A 15462-nucleotide genomic window follows, 5' to 3' on the forward strand; every position below is an offset into this window, starting at 1 on the left:
GTTCACGGACGGGCTCTAGGGTCGGGGACTGGCGCGGTGGCTTCCGCTCCGTTTCCAGTCCCCGACCCCACTCAGTTCGGCGGCCGACAGCCACCCCCAGAGAACCAGAGGCGCTCAGCAGTCTCCTGACGGCCGATCAAGGATCTCCTCACCCGGAGGGGCGGTAGGAGGGGCCAGTACTGCTGGTGACGCCGACGCCGCTGGAACTGTCGTCTCTAGTGCCTCATCAGGCAACGTTCCCCCTGTTGTGACCGCTGGCATCGGGTGAGCGACGCACGGGCCGGTCGATGCGGGCCCTTCGTCACGCAGCCACCGCCGGTGAACCGCCGTCACAGGACGCCTAATCGGTGGCGCCATCCGGCGTGCCGTGGAGAATGCGTCCATGCACATCCGAGCCATGAGCCTGGACGAACTGCCCGTCCTCCAAGACATCGAGAGGGCCGCCGGGCAGTGTTTTCGAGATGTGGGCATGCCGGAGATCGCCGAGGATGAGCCGCTCACGCTCGGTGAGCTCGCCCGCTACCACCACACGGGGCTGGCCTGGGTCGTGGCCAACGACGCCGACGCCCCGGTCGCCTACCTGATCGCCGACCGCGTCGACGGCAACCTCCACGTCGAGCAGGTCTCGGTGCACCCGGACAGCGCGCGTCGCGGTGTCGGCCGGTTGCTGCTGGACCATCTGGCAGCCCACGCCAGGAGCGAGGGGGCGCCCGCTCTGACCCTCACCACGTTCACTCGGGTCCCCTGGAACGCCCCCTACTACGCTCGCTGTGGTTTTCAACTCATGGACGACAACAGGCTCACTCCCGGTCTGCGGAAGATCCGCGAGCGCGAGGCGGCACACGGCCTGGACCGATGGCCGCGGGCCTGCATGCGCCGGGCGCTGTGACACCACGGTGTCGTCGGTGCGGGAACATCCCCTGACAGAACGCTGTCCCCGGACGTGAGCGAAGCCGGGTTTTGTTTCCGGCCTGCGCGGCCATCGGGCTGTGCGGGTGGCAGAACGAGTCGCGTCCGCGAGATCGACGACGATGAGGGCACACGGCTGCTGCGGATCATCCGCCGTGGCACCGGCTCGGTGGTGACCTGGAGGCGGGCCCAGACGGTGCTGCTGTCCGCGCAGGGCATGCCCGTGACGAAAGATCGCCCAGGTCACCTTCACCAGCGCGGACCGGATCCGCGACGTGATCCACAACTTCAACACCGACGGCTTCGAGGCGCTCTACCCGAAGTACAAGGGTGGCCGGCCGAAGACCTTCACGCTGCCCGAGCGCCGCGAGATCAAGATGATCGCCAAGCCCCGACCGGCCGAGCACGGCCTGCCGTATTCGACCTGGAGCCTGGCCGAACTGGCGGACTTCCTGGTCGCCGAGGGGATGGTCGACGACATCAGCCACGAGGGCCTGCGCATCCTGCTCCGCGAGGAAGGCGTCACCTTTCAATGATCAAAGACCTGGAAAGCCTCCCGTGGCCCCGACTACGCGGCCAAGAAGGCACGAGTGGAGCACCTGTACGCCATCGCCGACGGCGAGGTTATACCCGAGGACGGCGAGCCTGACGTCGTGTACTGCCTGGACGAGTTTGGGCCGCTCAACCTCCAGCCCCACCCGGGCCGGCGGTGGGCCGAACGCGGCGGCAAGCACAAGGATCCCGAACGCGAACCCCGCCCCCGGCGGCGGGAAACCTACACCCGCCCGCACGGGGTCCGGCACCTGTTCGCCGCCTACGACCCGGCCCGGGACAAGCTCTACGGTCACATCAAGCCGAAGAAGAACCGCACGAGGTTCCTGGAGTTCTGCCGCTACCTGCGCAGCCTCCACCCGCCCGAGACCCGCATCGCGATCGTGCTCGACAACTTCTCCCCGCATCTGACCACGAAGAAGGACAGCCGGGTCGGCGACCGGGCCGCGGCGAACAACGTCGAGTTGAGTTCGCCTACACCCCGACCAACAGTTCCTGACTGAACCGCATCGAGGCCCAGTTCACCGCCCTGCGCTACTCCCTGGAACGCGCCTCGGCCTTGCCGTAGCGAGCCGTGTCGTTCACCGTGACCACGGACGGCTCCGGGCAACGACTCGGGGCGGGCCAAGCTGAACTCCTTGCCGTGCCGGGGCGGCCGGCCGACCTCCGGCTCTGCGCGGCCATCGTCGATCGACTCACCTTCGGCGGCAACATCATCGAGACCGGCAGCAAGTCCTACCGCCTCGCCCACACCCAAGCCCGCCTGGACGAAGCCCCCGAAAACTGAGTGCTCAGCCCCGCCACCAATCCCCGGAGTCTTCCAGGGTTCGACGCAAGTAGTCGTCCAGCCCGTTCGCCGCCCATGAACGCCCGTCCGTCTCGTGATCCCAGACGAACACGTCGTCACGCAGCGGGACCCTGACAAAGCCGAACCGATCCCCGCCACCGTTGTCACCGAAGAACATCAGCGGCTCAAAGGGCATATAGAGCTTGGCGAAGTCCGCCGAGGCGCGGAAGGATGCGTTCTCCTTAGCGATCCGCTCGGCACTCCACACCACGTCAGTGCCGAAGTGTCCGCACATTCCATTGCACTCACGGAGCAGGGACGCGAGATCCTCGGGCAGCGGCTGCCCCAGCACACGTTCGACCTCGGCCAATGCCTCGCTGGTCGCCGGCTCGGCAAGCTCCGCGTCTGCCATGACTTCCATGATCCGTTCACGCCACATCCGGCGAGCATCGCAGGACCTCGACGATCACAACAAGCCGATCACGCCCTCAAACGCCCGTCACCCGCCCCGGAGTGACATCGAAACTCACCGACATCTCACCCCGCCAAGATCGGCAAGTGACATCCGAACTCATCGACAAACGCCACTCGGCGACACCGACATAGTCGCATGGCTGTAGAGGTCCGATCGGATGTCGTTTCGCGATGGCTTCGGATGCCGGTCGCTACCTCGAGACGATGATCAAAGTCGGCGACTTCGGATGCCGCTGCCAGCCTGTGTCTCTGTTCGCGAAGAGCGTGTTCCAAAGGCGCGGGCCTGGCATGGCGGGCTATTAGGATGCATCTTCCGTGGCGGTCACATCTCCGGCCGGGCTATTGGGCACGGCTGCCGGTGTCGGCGACCGCGCGCCGGCTACACGTAACACCGAGGTCGCAGGGCCCACGCACCGAACAGCAGACCTGCATGACTGACATCGTTGGAGACGCTGCTTCGGGGGCTACTCAGCCCGGACAACCAGCAGTGGCTGAAGAGCCAGCCCCCCCCAGCAGAGGCAACAGGAACTGGCCACGGGCTTCCTGGGCAGCGAGGACAGTACGCCAACCACGCTCCAACAGGTCGATTCCTCGGGGATTGCTCGGGGATTGAAGGCATGGCGGAGAGCCAGCGGGCCAATAACTGGATCTCTGGCGCGAGGGCCGACGACGAGATGGGTAGCCACTGAGCGCAAGGCCGTGCCGGGTCCTCACGCCGAGTTGCGGCAGGCGGCCAGCCAGCCGTTTGGTCACCGCTGCGACCGTAGCAAAACCCCTCTGGAGACGCTCCACCTAGAGCTGCGCCTTCGTCGACGGCAAAGGCCCACAGCTACCGAGGAAAGAGGCGGAGCGGTGCCCGCTGGCCGCTGATGGCGGTGACTCCCAAACCCATCGCGGTCGTTGCTGTACGAACGGAAGTAACTCCCGCTGACATCGCAGAACGACTCCCGTTCAAACCTCCACAACCAGTCACTGACGGCGTGCCAGCGCGGGTGCAGGCGGCGTAAGGCGAAGCAATCGGGGTCGGCGTTGGTGAAAGGGACATCGTGGGCGAGTTGGGTTCGGCACCAGTAACCCCTCGGCCAGTTGGCCTCAGCGAGGAAGTGACTGCGCAGGTCAGAGCCGAGCGAGGCGTCATCCTGGTGGTGTCGCACAATGAGCGGATGACGTATACCGAGGATGCGGCCACCGCACACGCCTGGGCGGCCCTGGGGGGCCGGAGCCAACTGGTTCAGAGCGTGTCCTTCGAGGGGGCGGGCGCTGTCCTGCCGTCGCGTCTGCCGGTGAGGGAACTGGCGCGGGCCAGCGTCGGAGTGTCCTCGCTGGCGGCGGCGGAACTGCTGGCGCTGCGCAACCGCGTGCCGGTGCCCACAGTGCGGGTGAACGAGGCGGCGGTGGCCACCGCGTTCGTCAGTGAACGTCACCTGCGAATCGACGGCCGGGCCCCGACGCCTTTCGCCCCGCTGTCCGGGTTCTGGCAGGCGGCCGACGGATGGGTTCGCACCCACGCCAACTACCCTCACCACCGAGCCCGGCTGCTCAGCGCCCTGGGTATCGCGGACACGGGAGGGGACCAGGCGCTGGTGGGTGTGCTCTCGAAGGAGTTGGCATCGCGTCCGGCCCGGGAGGTCCAGGAGACCATCTACGCGGCGGGCGGCCTGGCCGTGGCCGTGGCTTCCGCACCCGCTGCGGCCGGGCCCGCCCTGGTCGAGACGCGGCACGTGGGTCAGAGCAGCCCTCGGTTGCTGGCGCCCGCATCCGTACCGGCCCAAGACGTGCGGGTCCTGGACCTGACCCGCGTCATCGCCGGCCCCGTCGCCACACGCACACTGGCGCTGCTGGGCGCCGACGTGCTGCGCGTGGACGCCCCCCAGCTCCCCGAGGACGCAGATGCTCACGCCGACACCGGCATGGGCAAACGCTCCACGTTGCTGGACCTCAGCAGCCCTGGCGATCAGCACGCCTTCGAGGACCTTCTCAGCCAGGCAGATGTCGTGGTGACCGGCTACCGCCCCGGCGCCCTGGACCGGCACGGACTGACCCCCGACGTGCTCCTGGACCGGTATCCCGACCTGATCGTGGCCCAACTGTGCGCCTGGGACTGGTCCGGCCCCTGGGCCGATCGTCGCGGCTTCGACAGCCTGGTCCAAGCCGGTACCGGTATCGCCGCGATCGAGACCACGGCCGACGGCCGCCCTGGTGTACTGCCCGCACAGGCGCTGGACCACGGAACCGGGTACCTGCTCGCCGCCGCCGTCCTCCGTGCGCTGAGCGACCGCCAGACCACCGGCGGTGGACGTCATCTTCGCCTCTCCCTGGCAGGCACAGCGTCCTGGCTGCTGCACGACATCCGCCCCGCCCCCGCACAGGGCGAAGCCGACACCTACGATTCCGGATCCTGGCTCACCGAGACCGAATCGCCTTACGGACTGCTGCGTCATGCCCTGCCCCCAGTCCACTACAACGGCGCACCCGTGAACTGGGACCATGCACCGACCCAGTGGGGCACCGATCTGCCGAACTGGGCCTAAAAACGCGACGGCCCTTGGGCCTTCAAATAACGATGGCGAACTCAAGCAGGAGGACGGCAAGGACATCTGGCTGTGCGGGGGCGGAGAGCTGGCCGGGGTGCTCTTCTCGGAGATCGACCAACTGGTCGTCAAGCTGGCGCCGATGGCGATCGGCTCGGGGACGCCACTGTTCGGGGAGAAGAGGCCGTTCGACCCGACGTTGTTCGCCCTGGCCGACAGCAAGATCATGGAGAGCGGCACCATCTTCCTCACGTACGCGAAGAAACGAGTACGGCAGCGGGACGACGGGATCGAGTGACGACTCGGGATGGCCGAAACGCTGACGCTATTCGGGTGCGACGGGTGGGGTTCCAGGAGGGCTACGACAGGGCGTTGCGGTCGAGGGCTTCCTCGACCGACAGGCGCACCAGGGTGTCCTTGGCACGTCTCCGGTCGTACGGCCGCTCTCGTGGCCGCTTCCGCCTGCGGGCGACACCCCACAGAGCCCGCACGGCGTGATCTCTGAATTCAGGTCCCAGGGACAGAACAGCGACGACGGCTCGGTCGCGGTCATCGGCGCTCACGTCGCGCCTGGAGATGAAGTCGACAAGGGCCTCGGCCGCCAACGGCCTGTACTCCTCGCCGCTGGACAGCATGAGGTCGATGAGTTCCTGTTGGTCGCTTTCGTACCACTGCCAATGCCGGGAAGGCGCCCTCGCGGTGTGTGCCGCCGTATCGCGGTATCGGTCTCCGAGGCGGACGGGCCTTGCCATCGACTCCACTCGGTCGTAACCGCCGACGCGGCGGCTGCACAGGGCGCCACGCAGGATCCGTACCGCGTAGGAGGGCACCGGACCCGGCGGTCGCCGTCAGCGCCTCGTCGCTCAGGCGGAGGGCGCTGTGGTGCAGCAGGGTGGACTTCCCCGCGCCGGGTTCCGCCTGGACGAGCAGGTGCGCGCCGGTGGAGCCGTCGCGCAGGACGTCCTCCAGGAGCCGCGGCGGGCCGGCGTGCTGGGCAGGGTGTGAGCTCGGCCCCGTACTGCCCTGGACGTTGGCGGGTCCAGGGCCTCGGCCCGTCCTGCGGTCGACGGGCGGCTCGAAGGTGTCCCCTCTGCCCGCGGTCGGCTCATCCTCCTCGCGGGTGTCCTCCTGACTCAGCTTCTGCCGGACGTACACCGCTGTCAGGGTCCGCGGCTGTCTGTCCTGCCGGAAGTGGTGAGGGAGTTCGTCGGCGTCCACCTTCTGGGCGGCCAGCGTGGAGCGCACCGACCGCGGCAGCCAGTGCGGTGACCCGGCGGCGGGCCGACCGCCTTCGGGCCGTACGGGAAGCGGGGTCGCGTCGATTCCGTGCTCGGCAAGGACCCCGAGGAACTCCGGGTCCGCTCAGCCGACCAGATCGGTGCCCGTGGTGTTCTTGCGGTCGCCGTCCGGACGATGGCTGGCGGCGATGGCGACCAGGAGCCCTTCGCGCTTGGTGAGGATCCCCGCGCCGGAGTAGCCGGCCCAAGGTGAACCGCCGATGTGTACCTGCGGAGGGTCGGTGCTGTGCACGGACAGTTGGAGCTGATGGCCCGTACGGTCCGAGCCGAGCTGGACGGTCCCGTCGATCTGGTGAGCCCTGGGAAGCGAGTCCTCCACCGTGAAGCGGGGAAACCCGACCGCGTGGATCCTTGCCTGCCCGATGTCGTGGGGCAGCTCTCCGAACCGCAGGGACGGCAGTGCTGACCGCTCCGTGTCCAGGATCAGCAGAGCGAGATCACGTCCCGCGTGGGTCACCACACGCCGCACCACGACACGCGCAGGGAGCGAGGCAGGCCGAAGCGGCCGCACCTCGTACGTCGAGGCGTGGTCCCGCACCACGTGGGCGGCGGTGATCACCACGTCACCGACGAGCAGGAATCCGGAGGCCTGGAAGTAGGGCCGGCCGGCCGGAGCCCGGCGGACGACCTGCACGACGCGATCGAGGTGGCTCACCGCCCCGATCGCGTGGGCGCCCTGTGGGGGCCACACGACTAGTCGTCCGCGAGAGGAAGCTGCCCGCCGTCATCCGTCCCGGTGCGCACGCGTCCGCCCGTGGGCGTCTCGGCCTTCAGCTGGAGCGACACCGTATGGGTCACCGCGGTGTCCCTGGCGGCTTTTCCGTCCGCGGACAGGACCCAGAATCTGGCGCCGCCACCGGCTTCCCGGGAGTTGGTCACGGCCACTTGCAGGTCGAGGTTGATCGTCTCGACGTGCAGCCTGACGGGCTGTCCCGCTGCCTCCAACTCGGCCGCCGCCAACTCCTCCTGGAGGGCTCTCAACGCTTCCGCGAGTCCGATCTCCACCGCTGGCCACCTGTTGGGCACCCGCGTGGGGCGCCACGGCTGACAGCACGTCATCGTTCTGCCCAGCGTACGACGGTGTGCCGCGGCCGCCGGTGGTCTTGCGGAGTCCGGGGCCCAGATCGCCCGCCGAAGTGGTGGCTGTAGAGCGCTCCTGTTCACGCCCGGCCCGACAGCTGGTGCGGTGCTGCTGCAGTCCCGGCGAGGCGACCTCATCCAGGATCGGTTCCCGGACCTGGTGCGCGCGGCCGCCGATCTGCCGCCCGGCCTGGTCCTGGACGGTGTTATGTGACCTGTAGGGGTGTCTCCGCCCCAAGGTGTCTCAGGCGGCGCAGCCCCATAGACGAGACGTGACGGGTGTCGCGGCCACGTGCCGCAGCAGCCGCTCAGAGGTGGCCGTCCAGGAACTCCCGTACCTCGGCGATGGTCATTGTCCCCGTGCTGTGCGCCACCGCCTCTCCCTCCTTCAGCAGGACGTAGGACGGGGCTCCGGTGATCCCGTATCGCTCGGTTGCGGCCGGACAACGCGTGATGTCGGCGCGGACGGCCGTCAGGCGGCCCGTGTAGTCGTCGGCGATGCCGCCCACGACGAGGTCCATCATCCGGCAGGGCTCGATTGCCTTGGGCCATGTCCCGGTGAAGTAGGCGAGGACCGGAACTCCGCTCATCCCGAGGATGAAATTGAACTCCGCGTCCTCACGGGGTCGGTGAACCCGGTTCGCCATGCAAGCTCCTGACCTCACGTTCCGTCATTCCATCCCCATCATCCCTCGCGCGGTGTGCCAGGCCGGCCCGGCCGGTCGTCCGGTTCACCTGTCGGAAGGGAGGCACAGGGCCGTCGCAGAACCACGGTGGTCCCCGGCGCGAGCGGCCCGGCCCCCCGCCCCTGGCGACCCGGCCTGGCCGCCCCGCCGGTCGCCCAGCTGCAGCTCGCCGAGCGCCCGCGGGTCAGCTCGCGCCAGGACAGCGCCCTCCACGACAGCATGAAAGCCGGTCTCAGCTGGCTAATGCCGCTCTTCCCCGGGCCGCATGAGCCAGCTGATGGAACCGAGAACGAGGCACGATTCCTGGACCGCTCGCGGACGCGGTCGTGAGCTGTCGACGTACGCGTCAGCCGGCCCGAAGACCGACCGCCAGCGTCAGTTCAAGGACCCTGTGTGGCGATGCTAGATCCGGAAACAGCTCCCGCACCTGCGACATCCGGTACCGGACTGTCTGGGGATGGACGAACAGCGCCGCCGCCACCTCGTCCCGCCTGCCCTGGTGCAGCAGCCAGGCCCGCAGCGTCTCCTCCAGGCGCCGTGCGGTCGCGGCAGGCAAGGTCCGCAATGGTGCGAGGGCTCGGGCACGCAGGTCTGCGAACGCGTCCATGTCGGCGCTCAGCACCAGCTCGGGCAGGTGGGCCTCGGTGTCGCGAATATCAGAGGAGAGGGAGCGCGCGCGTACGGCTCGTGCGTACGAGGTGGACGCACGAGTCCATGGCCGGGCCGGGCCGACCACGGCGGTGCGGTCGGTCAGCTGCCGCAAGAGATGTGATCGGTCGGCATCGGGGACGAGCAGCACACCGGTGGCATCCGGCATGGCATCCGGCAGATCGTCGAGGACGAGGGTGCTCGGGTCGAGCGCGCGGTAGGCGGGCCGGGCCTGGGCCGCGGGCAGCAGGACCGCGGTCAGCGAAACCGGAGGCTGCCACCCGGCCCGTTGAACAGAGGCGAGGAGCACGTCCGGGCTCGCCCCGGCGAGGAGGTCGCGGGCCAGGTGTTCCAGGTGGCGCTCCTGGTCCCTGCCCCGGGCGGCCAGTTCGTCGGCGTGGCCCGCGGCGCTCGCGGCAGAGAGCTCGTCAATGTAGGCGAACGTCAGCTCGGCGAACTTGGCGACCTCGGCGGCGGGCAGACCCGCTGGTACGGCACCCGCTGCCAGGCATCGCCAGGCCACGCGGGCGCCGACGCGGTAGGCGCTGAGCAGGGCGTCCATCGAACGGCCGTCGCGCACCTCGCCGCGGCCCAGCTCATAGGCGGCGTCACCGGCGTCGCCGCCTGTGGCTTTCCCGCTCGCGAGGTCCAGGTAGTGCCCCAGGGCGGTGCGGACGGCTCGGCGGATGGTGGCGCCCATGCTGCCCGAAAGGGCGTTGGCGTAGGAAGGGACCTCGTCGATGATCGCCTGGACGACCTCGTCGGCGGTGCTCTTCAGCGCGGCCCGAAGTGCGGTGACCGTCGTCTCATCCAGGGCCAGTTCGCTGGCCCTCCGGATTGCATGGCTCACGTTTTTGTTCCCTGCGAACAATTCAGCCGACCAGATTTACGTCTTACGGTCAGGACTTTACTCCTTGAGGCGCAGCAAGCTGAAGTCATGACGAGTGCAGCGCTTCGCAGCAGGGCGTGGAAACTGCTGGAGATGGTCACGACGCCGCTGCTGCCGTCGGACTACCTCGACCTGGTCAGCCCGCTGCGTGCGGGCGCTGACCTGCGTGGGCGCATCGAGGCCGTGCATCCCGAGACGGGTGACGCCGCGACCATCGTGATCAGGCCGGGACAGGGCTGGCGCGGCCACACAGCCGGTCAGTATGTGCGGATCGGCATCGACGTCGACGGGGTGCGCCTGTGGCGTGCCTACTCCCTCACCTCGCCGACCAGCCGCCAGGACGGCCGCGTCACGATCACCGTGAAGGCGATCCCGGACGGCAAGGTCAGCAACCACCTGGTCCGCAGGGCGAAGCCGGGCACGCTGATCCAGCTCGACCAGGCGACCGGTGACTTCGTGCTGCCGCAGGCCAAGCCCGCCAAGGTGCTCTACCTGACGGCCGGCAGCGGCATCACGCCCGTGATGGGCATGCTGCGCGACACCGAGTTCGACGACGTCGTCATGGTCCACTGCGCGCCACAGCCGCAAGACGTGATCTTCCGCAACGAACTGCATGACCTGGTCGCGGACAAGAAGCTGCGGCTCACCGAGGTGCACACCGACACAGACGGCATGCTCGACATCGCCCGTCTCGACGAACTCGTGCCCGACTGGGCCGAGCGCGAGACCTGGGCCTGCGGGCCCGCGGGCCTGCTGGATGCCGCCGAAAAGCACTGGACCGAGCACGGCATCCAGGAGCACCTGCACACCGAACGCTTCCGCCCCAGCATCGTCGTCGCCGGCGACGGCGGCGAGGTGACGTTCAGCGCCACCGGCAGGACCGTCGACGCGGACGGTGCCACGCCGTTGCTGGACATCGGCGAGGAGGCCGGCGTGCTCATGCCCTCCGGGTGCCGCATGGGCATCTGCTTCGGCTGCGTCACGCCGCTCAAGGCGGGCGCCGTCCGCGACCTGCGCACCGGCGAGATCACCGAGGCCGAGCCGGGCGTCCTCATCCAGACCTGCGTGTCCGCCGCGGCGGGCCCTTGCGACATCGAACGGTAGGAGCACTTTGACCGCCATCGACCCCACCGCCCACCTGACCGCGGAGCAGATCGAAGAGCTGGGCCGCGAGCTGGACGCGATCCGCGACGAAGTGATCGCCGACCGCGGCGAGAAGGACGCCGCCTACATCCGTAAGGTCATCTCGGCGCAGCGCAAGCTCGAACTGGCCAGCAGGGGCGTGCTGTTGTTCTCGATCTTCCCGCCCGCGTGGCTGCTCGGCACCGCCGGGCTGTCCGTGGCGAAGATCATGGACAACATGGAGATCGGCCACAACATCCTGCACGGCCAGTGGGACTGGATGCGGGACCCGAAGATCCACTCCACCACCTGGGAGTGGGATCACGTCTCGCCGTCCGAGCAGTGGAAGCACTCGCACAACGAGCTGCACCACACGTACACCAACGTGATCGGCAAGGACAACGACCTCGGCTACGGCATCATGCGCGTCGACGAGGACCAGAAGTGGCACCCGTTCCACCTCGGCCAGCCGCTGTGGAACTTCCTCAACGCCTGCTTCTTCGAGTACGGCATCGCCGCCTACGACCTGGAGCTCGGCAAGAACCTGAGCAAGCGCCGCCGCAAGGACCCGGAGTTCCGCGCACGGGCCAAGGCCGTGGGCCGCAAGATCCGCAAGCAGGTGCTCAAGGACTACGTGATCCACCCGCTGCTTTCGGGCCCGTCGTTCCTCCCCACGCTCGCCGCCACGTTCACCGCGAACCTGGTCCGCAACATCTGGACCCACTCGGTGATCATGTGCGGGCACTTCCCCGAGGGCGTACAGGTCTTCGAGCGCCGGTCGATCAAGGGCGAGACGCGCGGCCAGTGGTACCTGCGCCAGATGATGGGCTCGGCGAACATCAGCGGCAGCAAGGCCATGCACTTCATGACCGGCAACCTGTCGCACCAGATCGAGCACCACCTGTTCCCGGACCTGCCGAGCAACCGGTACGCCGAGGTCGCGGTGAAGGTGCGCGCGCTGTTCGAAAAGTACGAGCTGGAGTACGTCACCGGGCCTCTGCCCAAGCAGGTGTTCTCCGCGTGGCACAAGGTCTTCCGGCTCTCACTGCCGAACAAGAAGCCCACGGTCAAGACACCGGACCGCGAGCAGGAGCTCGTTGCCGCCTAGGACTGGTCCGGCCGATCATGTGCGGAGCCAGATGGTGAGGGCTGCGGCGGTGGCGGTGCCGAGGTAGACGTAACGGCGATTGTCATAGCGGGTGGCCACAGCCCGGTGCTGCTTGAGCCGGTTGATGGCTCGCTCAACGGTGTTGCGTTTCCTGTACCGCTCCTCGTCGAAGCCGGGTGGCCGCCCGCCGCGTGAGCGTTTTCGCAGGCGGGCGGCCCGGCTGTCGGCTTTCTCCGGAATCGTGTGCCAGATGCCCCGGCGCCGCAGGTATTCGCGACAGGGCCCGTTGCTGTAGGCCTTGTCGGCCGCGACGCTGTCAGGCTTCTTGCGAGGCCTACCCGATCCCGACTTCGGGACTCGGATCTTCTCCAGCACCGGCTTGAACTGGGTGCAGTCCGCTCGCTGGCCTGGTGTGACGATCAAAGACAACGGGCGACAACGGCCGTCCGCGCTCAGGTCGAGTTTGGTGGTGAACCCGCCGCGCGAGCGGCCCAGGCCCTCACCTCCCGCACCACCTCCGCCAGGCGGGCGTGCAGACTCTGCCAGGGCGTTTCGTCCTGATGTTCTGACCCTTCGGCCCCCTTTGGCTGGCGCCGACGGCGGGCCGGTACGGGCACCCGCCGCATGCTGATGCGCCCGCACGATGGTGGAGTCGACCGAGACATCCCGGTCGATCTCACCTGCGGCGAACGCCGCAGCCTGGACTTGCTGGAGCAGACGCTCCCACGTCCCGTCGGCCGACCACAGCCGGCGCCGTTCGTAGACCGTCTTCCACGGCCCGAACCGTGCGGGCAGGTCACGCCACTGCACCCCGGTCCGCACTCGGTGCAGAATCCCGTCGATCACCTGCCGGTGATCCCTCCACCTGCCACAACGCCTGTTGCTGACCGGCAGGAACGGCCGTAGCCGTTCCACTCGGAATCACTCAGATCTCCCCGCCCCATGCCCACCACAACGAAACCGGCAAGGCGCGGAAACGCCCGTCCTACGCTGTCGGTCATGAGCACTCACAACCCGTCGTTCACTGTCGACGACGACGTCGAGGTGCCTGATCCCGCCTCAGGCGAGGTCTGGACCGTCGGCGCCGTCATCCTCAATCAGGACGGCCAGGCTTTCGCCCAAAAGCGGAGCCCAAGCCGTCGCCTGTTTCCTGATACCTGGGACATCGTGGGCGGCCACGTCGAGGCTGGGGAAACGGTTTTGGAGGCTCTCGCACGCGAGGTCCAGGAGGAGACCGGTTGGTGCCTGACCCACGTGCGGCGGTTCCTTGGCACCGCGACCTGGACCGGGGACGACGGCGGTGGACTCCGTCACGAAGCCGACTATCTCGTCGAGGTCGATGGCGACTTGGATCACCCCACGCTGGAATGGTCCAAGCACTCTGCCTACGACTGGTTCAGCCCCGACAACCTCGCCCGCCTCAAAGAGAACCGCAGGCCCGGGGAGTTCTTGATCCACGACGTCATCGCACGGGCCATCGAAGATCGCCCGGACAAGCCCTAGTTGGCCAGTCTGGCCAACTAGGGCGATCAGGTTTCGGAAGGACGCCCAGAAGAGGGGTCGTACGTTTTCGGCTTGATGGTCCCTTGGCCCTGGGTCACGTCGAACTCGACGAGTTGGCCCTCCTCAGGCGCCCAAGGTGGCTGCCTTTGAGCTCTGGCCGTGAGGTGCGTACGGGTGGATGATCTGCTGCATGAGGGCTGGCCGCCGGTCGGCGTGCCACGATCAAGCCACTTCGAGCACGCCTGGTAATCGACCTTGTGCACTGTGTGGTCGGGCCGGAGGATCGGACCAGCCAGCTGCGGTGCTCGCCGGGGCGTGGTCTTCGAGCCCTGGGGGTGCCCCGCGGACGCAAGTGCATTCGGCACAGCGAAGTTCACCCAGGCTGGACTCGACTCGGATCTCCACATTGCCGTCCAGCACAGGTGATCCCAATCCATCAACCTCCCCGGGGCGTTCCAGCCCCGGGGAGGGCAGCCGAAGGAGAAGCACCATGCCTCAGGTCGTCGCTCCATACGCCCAAGCTGCCGCCGTCGTGAAGAAGGACGGAACGATCGAGCGGTCCAAGGGCGTGACGGATGTGAAGCGGACGGACAAGGGCCGCTACACGATCACCCTCAGCGAGGACATCGACGTCCGCATGTGTGTCCCCGTGGCCACGCTCAACCGGTCTGCGGACTGGCACGGCGAGATCTACGTCAGCGTCCCGGCCAGCGCCGATACTGACCACACCATCCAGGTCCTGACCGGCGTGAACGGCACAGCCACCGACGAGCCCTTCCACGTCGTCGTCCCCTGACCCGACCAGGCGGCGCTACCGCACTGCCCACCCGGTACCCGACGTCCACCAGGCTGCCGTCATCGACACCATCGGCCGGCACCTGGCCACCGACGCATTCCACACCACACCTGAAGGCTATCGGCGCCTACTGGCGTGGCTGCGCTCGCACGGCCAGGTGCTGATGGTGGGCATGGAGGGCACCGGATCCTTCGGTGCCGAACTGGCCCGGTACCTGCGTGCCAACGAGATGACTCTGGTCGAAGTGGATCGACCCGATCGTCGAGCTCGTCGCGCCGCAGGCAAATCCGACCCCATCGACGCCTACGCCGCCGCTACCGCAGTGCTCTCGGCCGTGCCAGCAGCACCCCGAAGGACCGCGACGGCGCGGTCGAGGCAATCCGCACACTGCGCGTGGTACGCGCCAGCGCCATCAAGGCCCGCACCCAGACCATCAACCAGCTCAAATCACTGATCATCACCGCGCCCGCTGCGACACGCGAAGCACTGCGCTCGCTGACCACCACCGAGCTGATACGCCGTCTGGCCGCCAGCCGACCCGGCTCCGACCTGACCACCCCGGCCGCCGCCGTCAAACTCGCACTCAAACGCCTGGCCAAGCGATAGCACCTGAGCGAAGAGATCGCGGACGCGGACGCCGAGTTGGGCGCCCTGATCACCCACACCGCAACCCGGCCTGCTCGCGCTACCGGGCGTCGGGACCGAAACCGCCGGGCAGTTGCTGGTCACCGCTGGGGACAACCCCGCCAGGCTCACCTCGGAGGCGTCCTTCGCCCATCTATGTGCGGCTGCACCCGTGCCGGCATCCTCGGGCCGCACGGATCGCCATCGACTCAACCGCGGCGGCGACCGCCAGGCCAACCGCGCGCTGCATACCATCGTCCTGGTTCGCATGCGTCACGACCCACGCACCCGCGACTACGTCGCACGATGCACCCTCGAAGGGCTCAAGACGAAAGACATCTTCAGGTGCCTCAAGCGCTTCGTCGCGCGAGAGGTCTACCACCACCTCACCAGCGCACCATCAACATCTCCAGCCACTTGACGATCCATAGGAGCTTCAGAGTCGAGGTAGCCAA

15 protein-coding genes and 3 pseudogenes are annotated in these 15462 nt (G+C 68.0%); 11 read left to right on the forward strand and 7 right to left on the reverse strand.

What is annotated here, in order from left to right; genetic code table 11:
- Positions 1–382 precede the first annotated feature (382 nt).
- The 3 genes and pseudogenes from E5671_RS03185 to E5671_RS03195 form a co-directional block, all read left to right on the forward strand.
- Positions 383–889 carry a GNAT family N-acetyltransferase gene (locus E5671_RS03185; RefSeq protein ID WP_202121000.1) on the forward strand — a complete coding sequence of 169 codons (507 nt, stop codon included), beginning with the start codon at positions 383–385 and terminating at the stop codon, positions 887–889.
- 132 nt (positions 890–1021) lie between these two features.
- Positions 1022–1957: pseudogene (locus E5671_RS47305) on the forward strand (IS630 family transposase); the annotation flags it as partial.
- 165 nt (positions 1958–2122) lie between these two features.
- Positions 2123–2248 (forward strand): annotated as a pseudogene (locus E5671_RS03195) (IS21-like element helper ATPase IstB); the annotation flags it as partial.
- A gap of 4 nt (positions 2249–2252) precedes the next feature.
- Here E5671_RS03195 and E5671_RS03200 read toward each other — a convergent pair.
- Positions 2253–2660, reverse strand: a complete 408-nt coding sequence (locus E5671_RS03200; RefSeq protein ID WP_237330074.1) for an SMI1/KNR4 family protein — start codon at positions 2658–2660, stop codon at positions 2253–2255.
- A gap of 1375 nt (positions 2661–4035) precedes the next feature.
- Between E5671_RS03200 and E5671_RS03205 the strand changes: the two genes are divergently transcribed.
- Together E5671_RS03205 and E5671_RS03210 are read left to right on the forward strand one after the other, a co-directional pair.
- Positions 4036–5253, forward strand: coding sequence for a CoA transferase (locus E5671_RS03205; protein ID WP_160509958.1), 1218 nt, complete (start codon positions 4036–4038; stop codon positions 5251–5253).
- Entirely contained in the window at positions 5210–5551 is a 342-nt protein-coding gene (locus tag E5671_RS03210; RefSeq protein ID WP_160502338.1) for a dihydrofolate reductase family protein, read from the forward strand. The genes E5671_RS03205 and E5671_RS03210 overlap by 44 nt, the downstream gene beginning before the upstream one ends.
- Positions 5552–5612: 61 nt before the next feature.
- Here E5671_RS03210 and E5671_RS03215 read toward each other — a convergent pair whose 3' ends face one another.
- Complete coding sequence (locus E5671_RS03215; RefSeq protein ID WP_160502339.1) at positions 5613–6083, reverse strand: hypothetical protein; 471 nt, start codon at positions 6081–6083, stop codon at positions 5613–5615.
- Positions 6084–6132: 49 nt separating this feature from the next.
- Here E5671_RS03215 and E5671_RS46890 point away from each other — a divergent pair, with 49 nt between their 5' ends.
- On the forward strand, positions 6133–6258 hold the full coding sequence (locus E5671_RS46890) for a hypothetical protein (RefSeq protein WP_272902812.1): 126 nt from the start codon (positions 6133–6135) through the stop codon (positions 6256–6258).
- Between the two features lie 357 nt (positions 6259–6615).
- Here E5671_RS46890 and E5671_RS03220 read toward each other — a convergent pair whose 3' ends face one another.
- The 4 genes from E5671_RS03220 to E5671_RS03240 form a co-directional block, all read right to left on the reverse strand.
- On the reverse strand, positions 6616–7206 hold the full coding sequence (locus tag E5671_RS03220) for a trypsin-like peptidase domain-containing protein (protein WP_160502340.1): 591 nt from the start codon (positions 7204–7206) through the stop codon (positions 6616–6618).
- A gap of 38 nt (positions 7207–7244) precedes the next feature.
- Positions 7245–7556, reverse strand: coding sequence for a trypco2 family protein (locus E5671_RS03225; RefSeq protein ID WP_160502341.1), 312 nt, complete (start codon positions 7554–7556; stop codon positions 7245–7247).
- A 383-nt stretch (positions 7557–7939) separates the two neighbouring features.
- Positions 7940–8278 (reverse strand): thioredoxin family protein, encoded by a 339-nt coding sequence (locus tag E5671_RS03235; protein ID WP_160502342.1) that lies wholly within the window; start codon positions 8276–8278, stop codon positions 7940–7942.
- 385 nt (positions 8279–8663) lie between these two features.
- Positions 8664–9815, reverse strand: a complete 1152-nt coding sequence (locus E5671_RS03240) for a helix-turn-helix domain-containing protein (protein ID WP_160502343.1) — start codon at positions 9813–9815, stop codon at positions 8664–8666.
- Positions 9816–9902: 87 nt separating this feature from the next.
- On the opposite strand from E5671_RS03240, the gene E5671_RS03245 reads away from it, so the two are divergent.
- Entirely contained in the window at positions 9903–10958 is a 1056-nt protein-coding gene (locus tag E5671_RS03245) for a ferredoxin reductase (RefSeq protein ID WP_160502344.1), read from the forward strand.
- A gap of 7 nt (positions 10959–10965) precedes the next feature.
- Positions 10966–12084 (forward strand): fatty acid desaturase family protein, encoded by a 1119-nt coding sequence (locus E5671_RS03250; RefSeq protein WP_160502345.1) that lies wholly within the window; start codon positions 10966–10968, stop codon positions 12082–12084.
- Between the two features lie 15 nt (positions 12085–12099).
- Here E5671_RS03250 and E5671_RS03255 read toward each other — a convergent pair.
- Positions 12100–13028, reverse strand: a protein-coding gene (locus tag E5671_RS03255) for an IS5 family transposase (protein ID WP_202121526.1) whose coding sequence is annotated in 2 segments (ribosomal slippage) — positions 12100–12992 and positions 12992–13028 — 930 coding nt in all. Because the reading frame shifts where the segments join, the coding sequence is not laid out codon by codon here.
- A 55-nt stretch (positions 13029–13083) separates the two neighbouring features.
- On the opposite strand from E5671_RS03255, the gene E5671_RS03260 reads away from it, so the two are divergent.
- The 3 genes and pseudogenes from E5671_RS03260 to E5671_RS47310 form a co-directional block, all read left to right on the forward strand.
- Entirely contained in the window at positions 13084–13587 is a 504-nt protein-coding gene (locus E5671_RS03260) for an NUDIX hydrolase (protein WP_160502346.1), read from the forward strand.
- Between the two features lie 490 nt (positions 13588–14077).
- Positions 14078–14383 carry a hypothetical protein gene (locus tag E5671_RS03265; protein WP_160502347.1) on the forward strand — a complete coding sequence of 102 codons (306 nt, stop codon included), beginning with the start codon at positions 14078–14080 and terminating at the stop codon, positions 14381–14383.
- A 40-nt stretch (positions 14384–14423) separates the two neighbouring features.
- A pseudogene (locus E5671_RS47310) lies at positions 14424–15428 on the forward strand (IS110 family transposase); the annotation flags it as partial.
- Positions 15429–15462: the final 34 nt, after the last annotated feature.

Origin of the sequence: Streptomyces sp. BA2, assembly GCF_009769735.1 — a bacterium.
Taxonomy (GTDB): domain Bacteria; phylum Actinomycetota; class Actinomycetes; order Streptomycetales; family Streptomycetaceae; genus Streptomyces.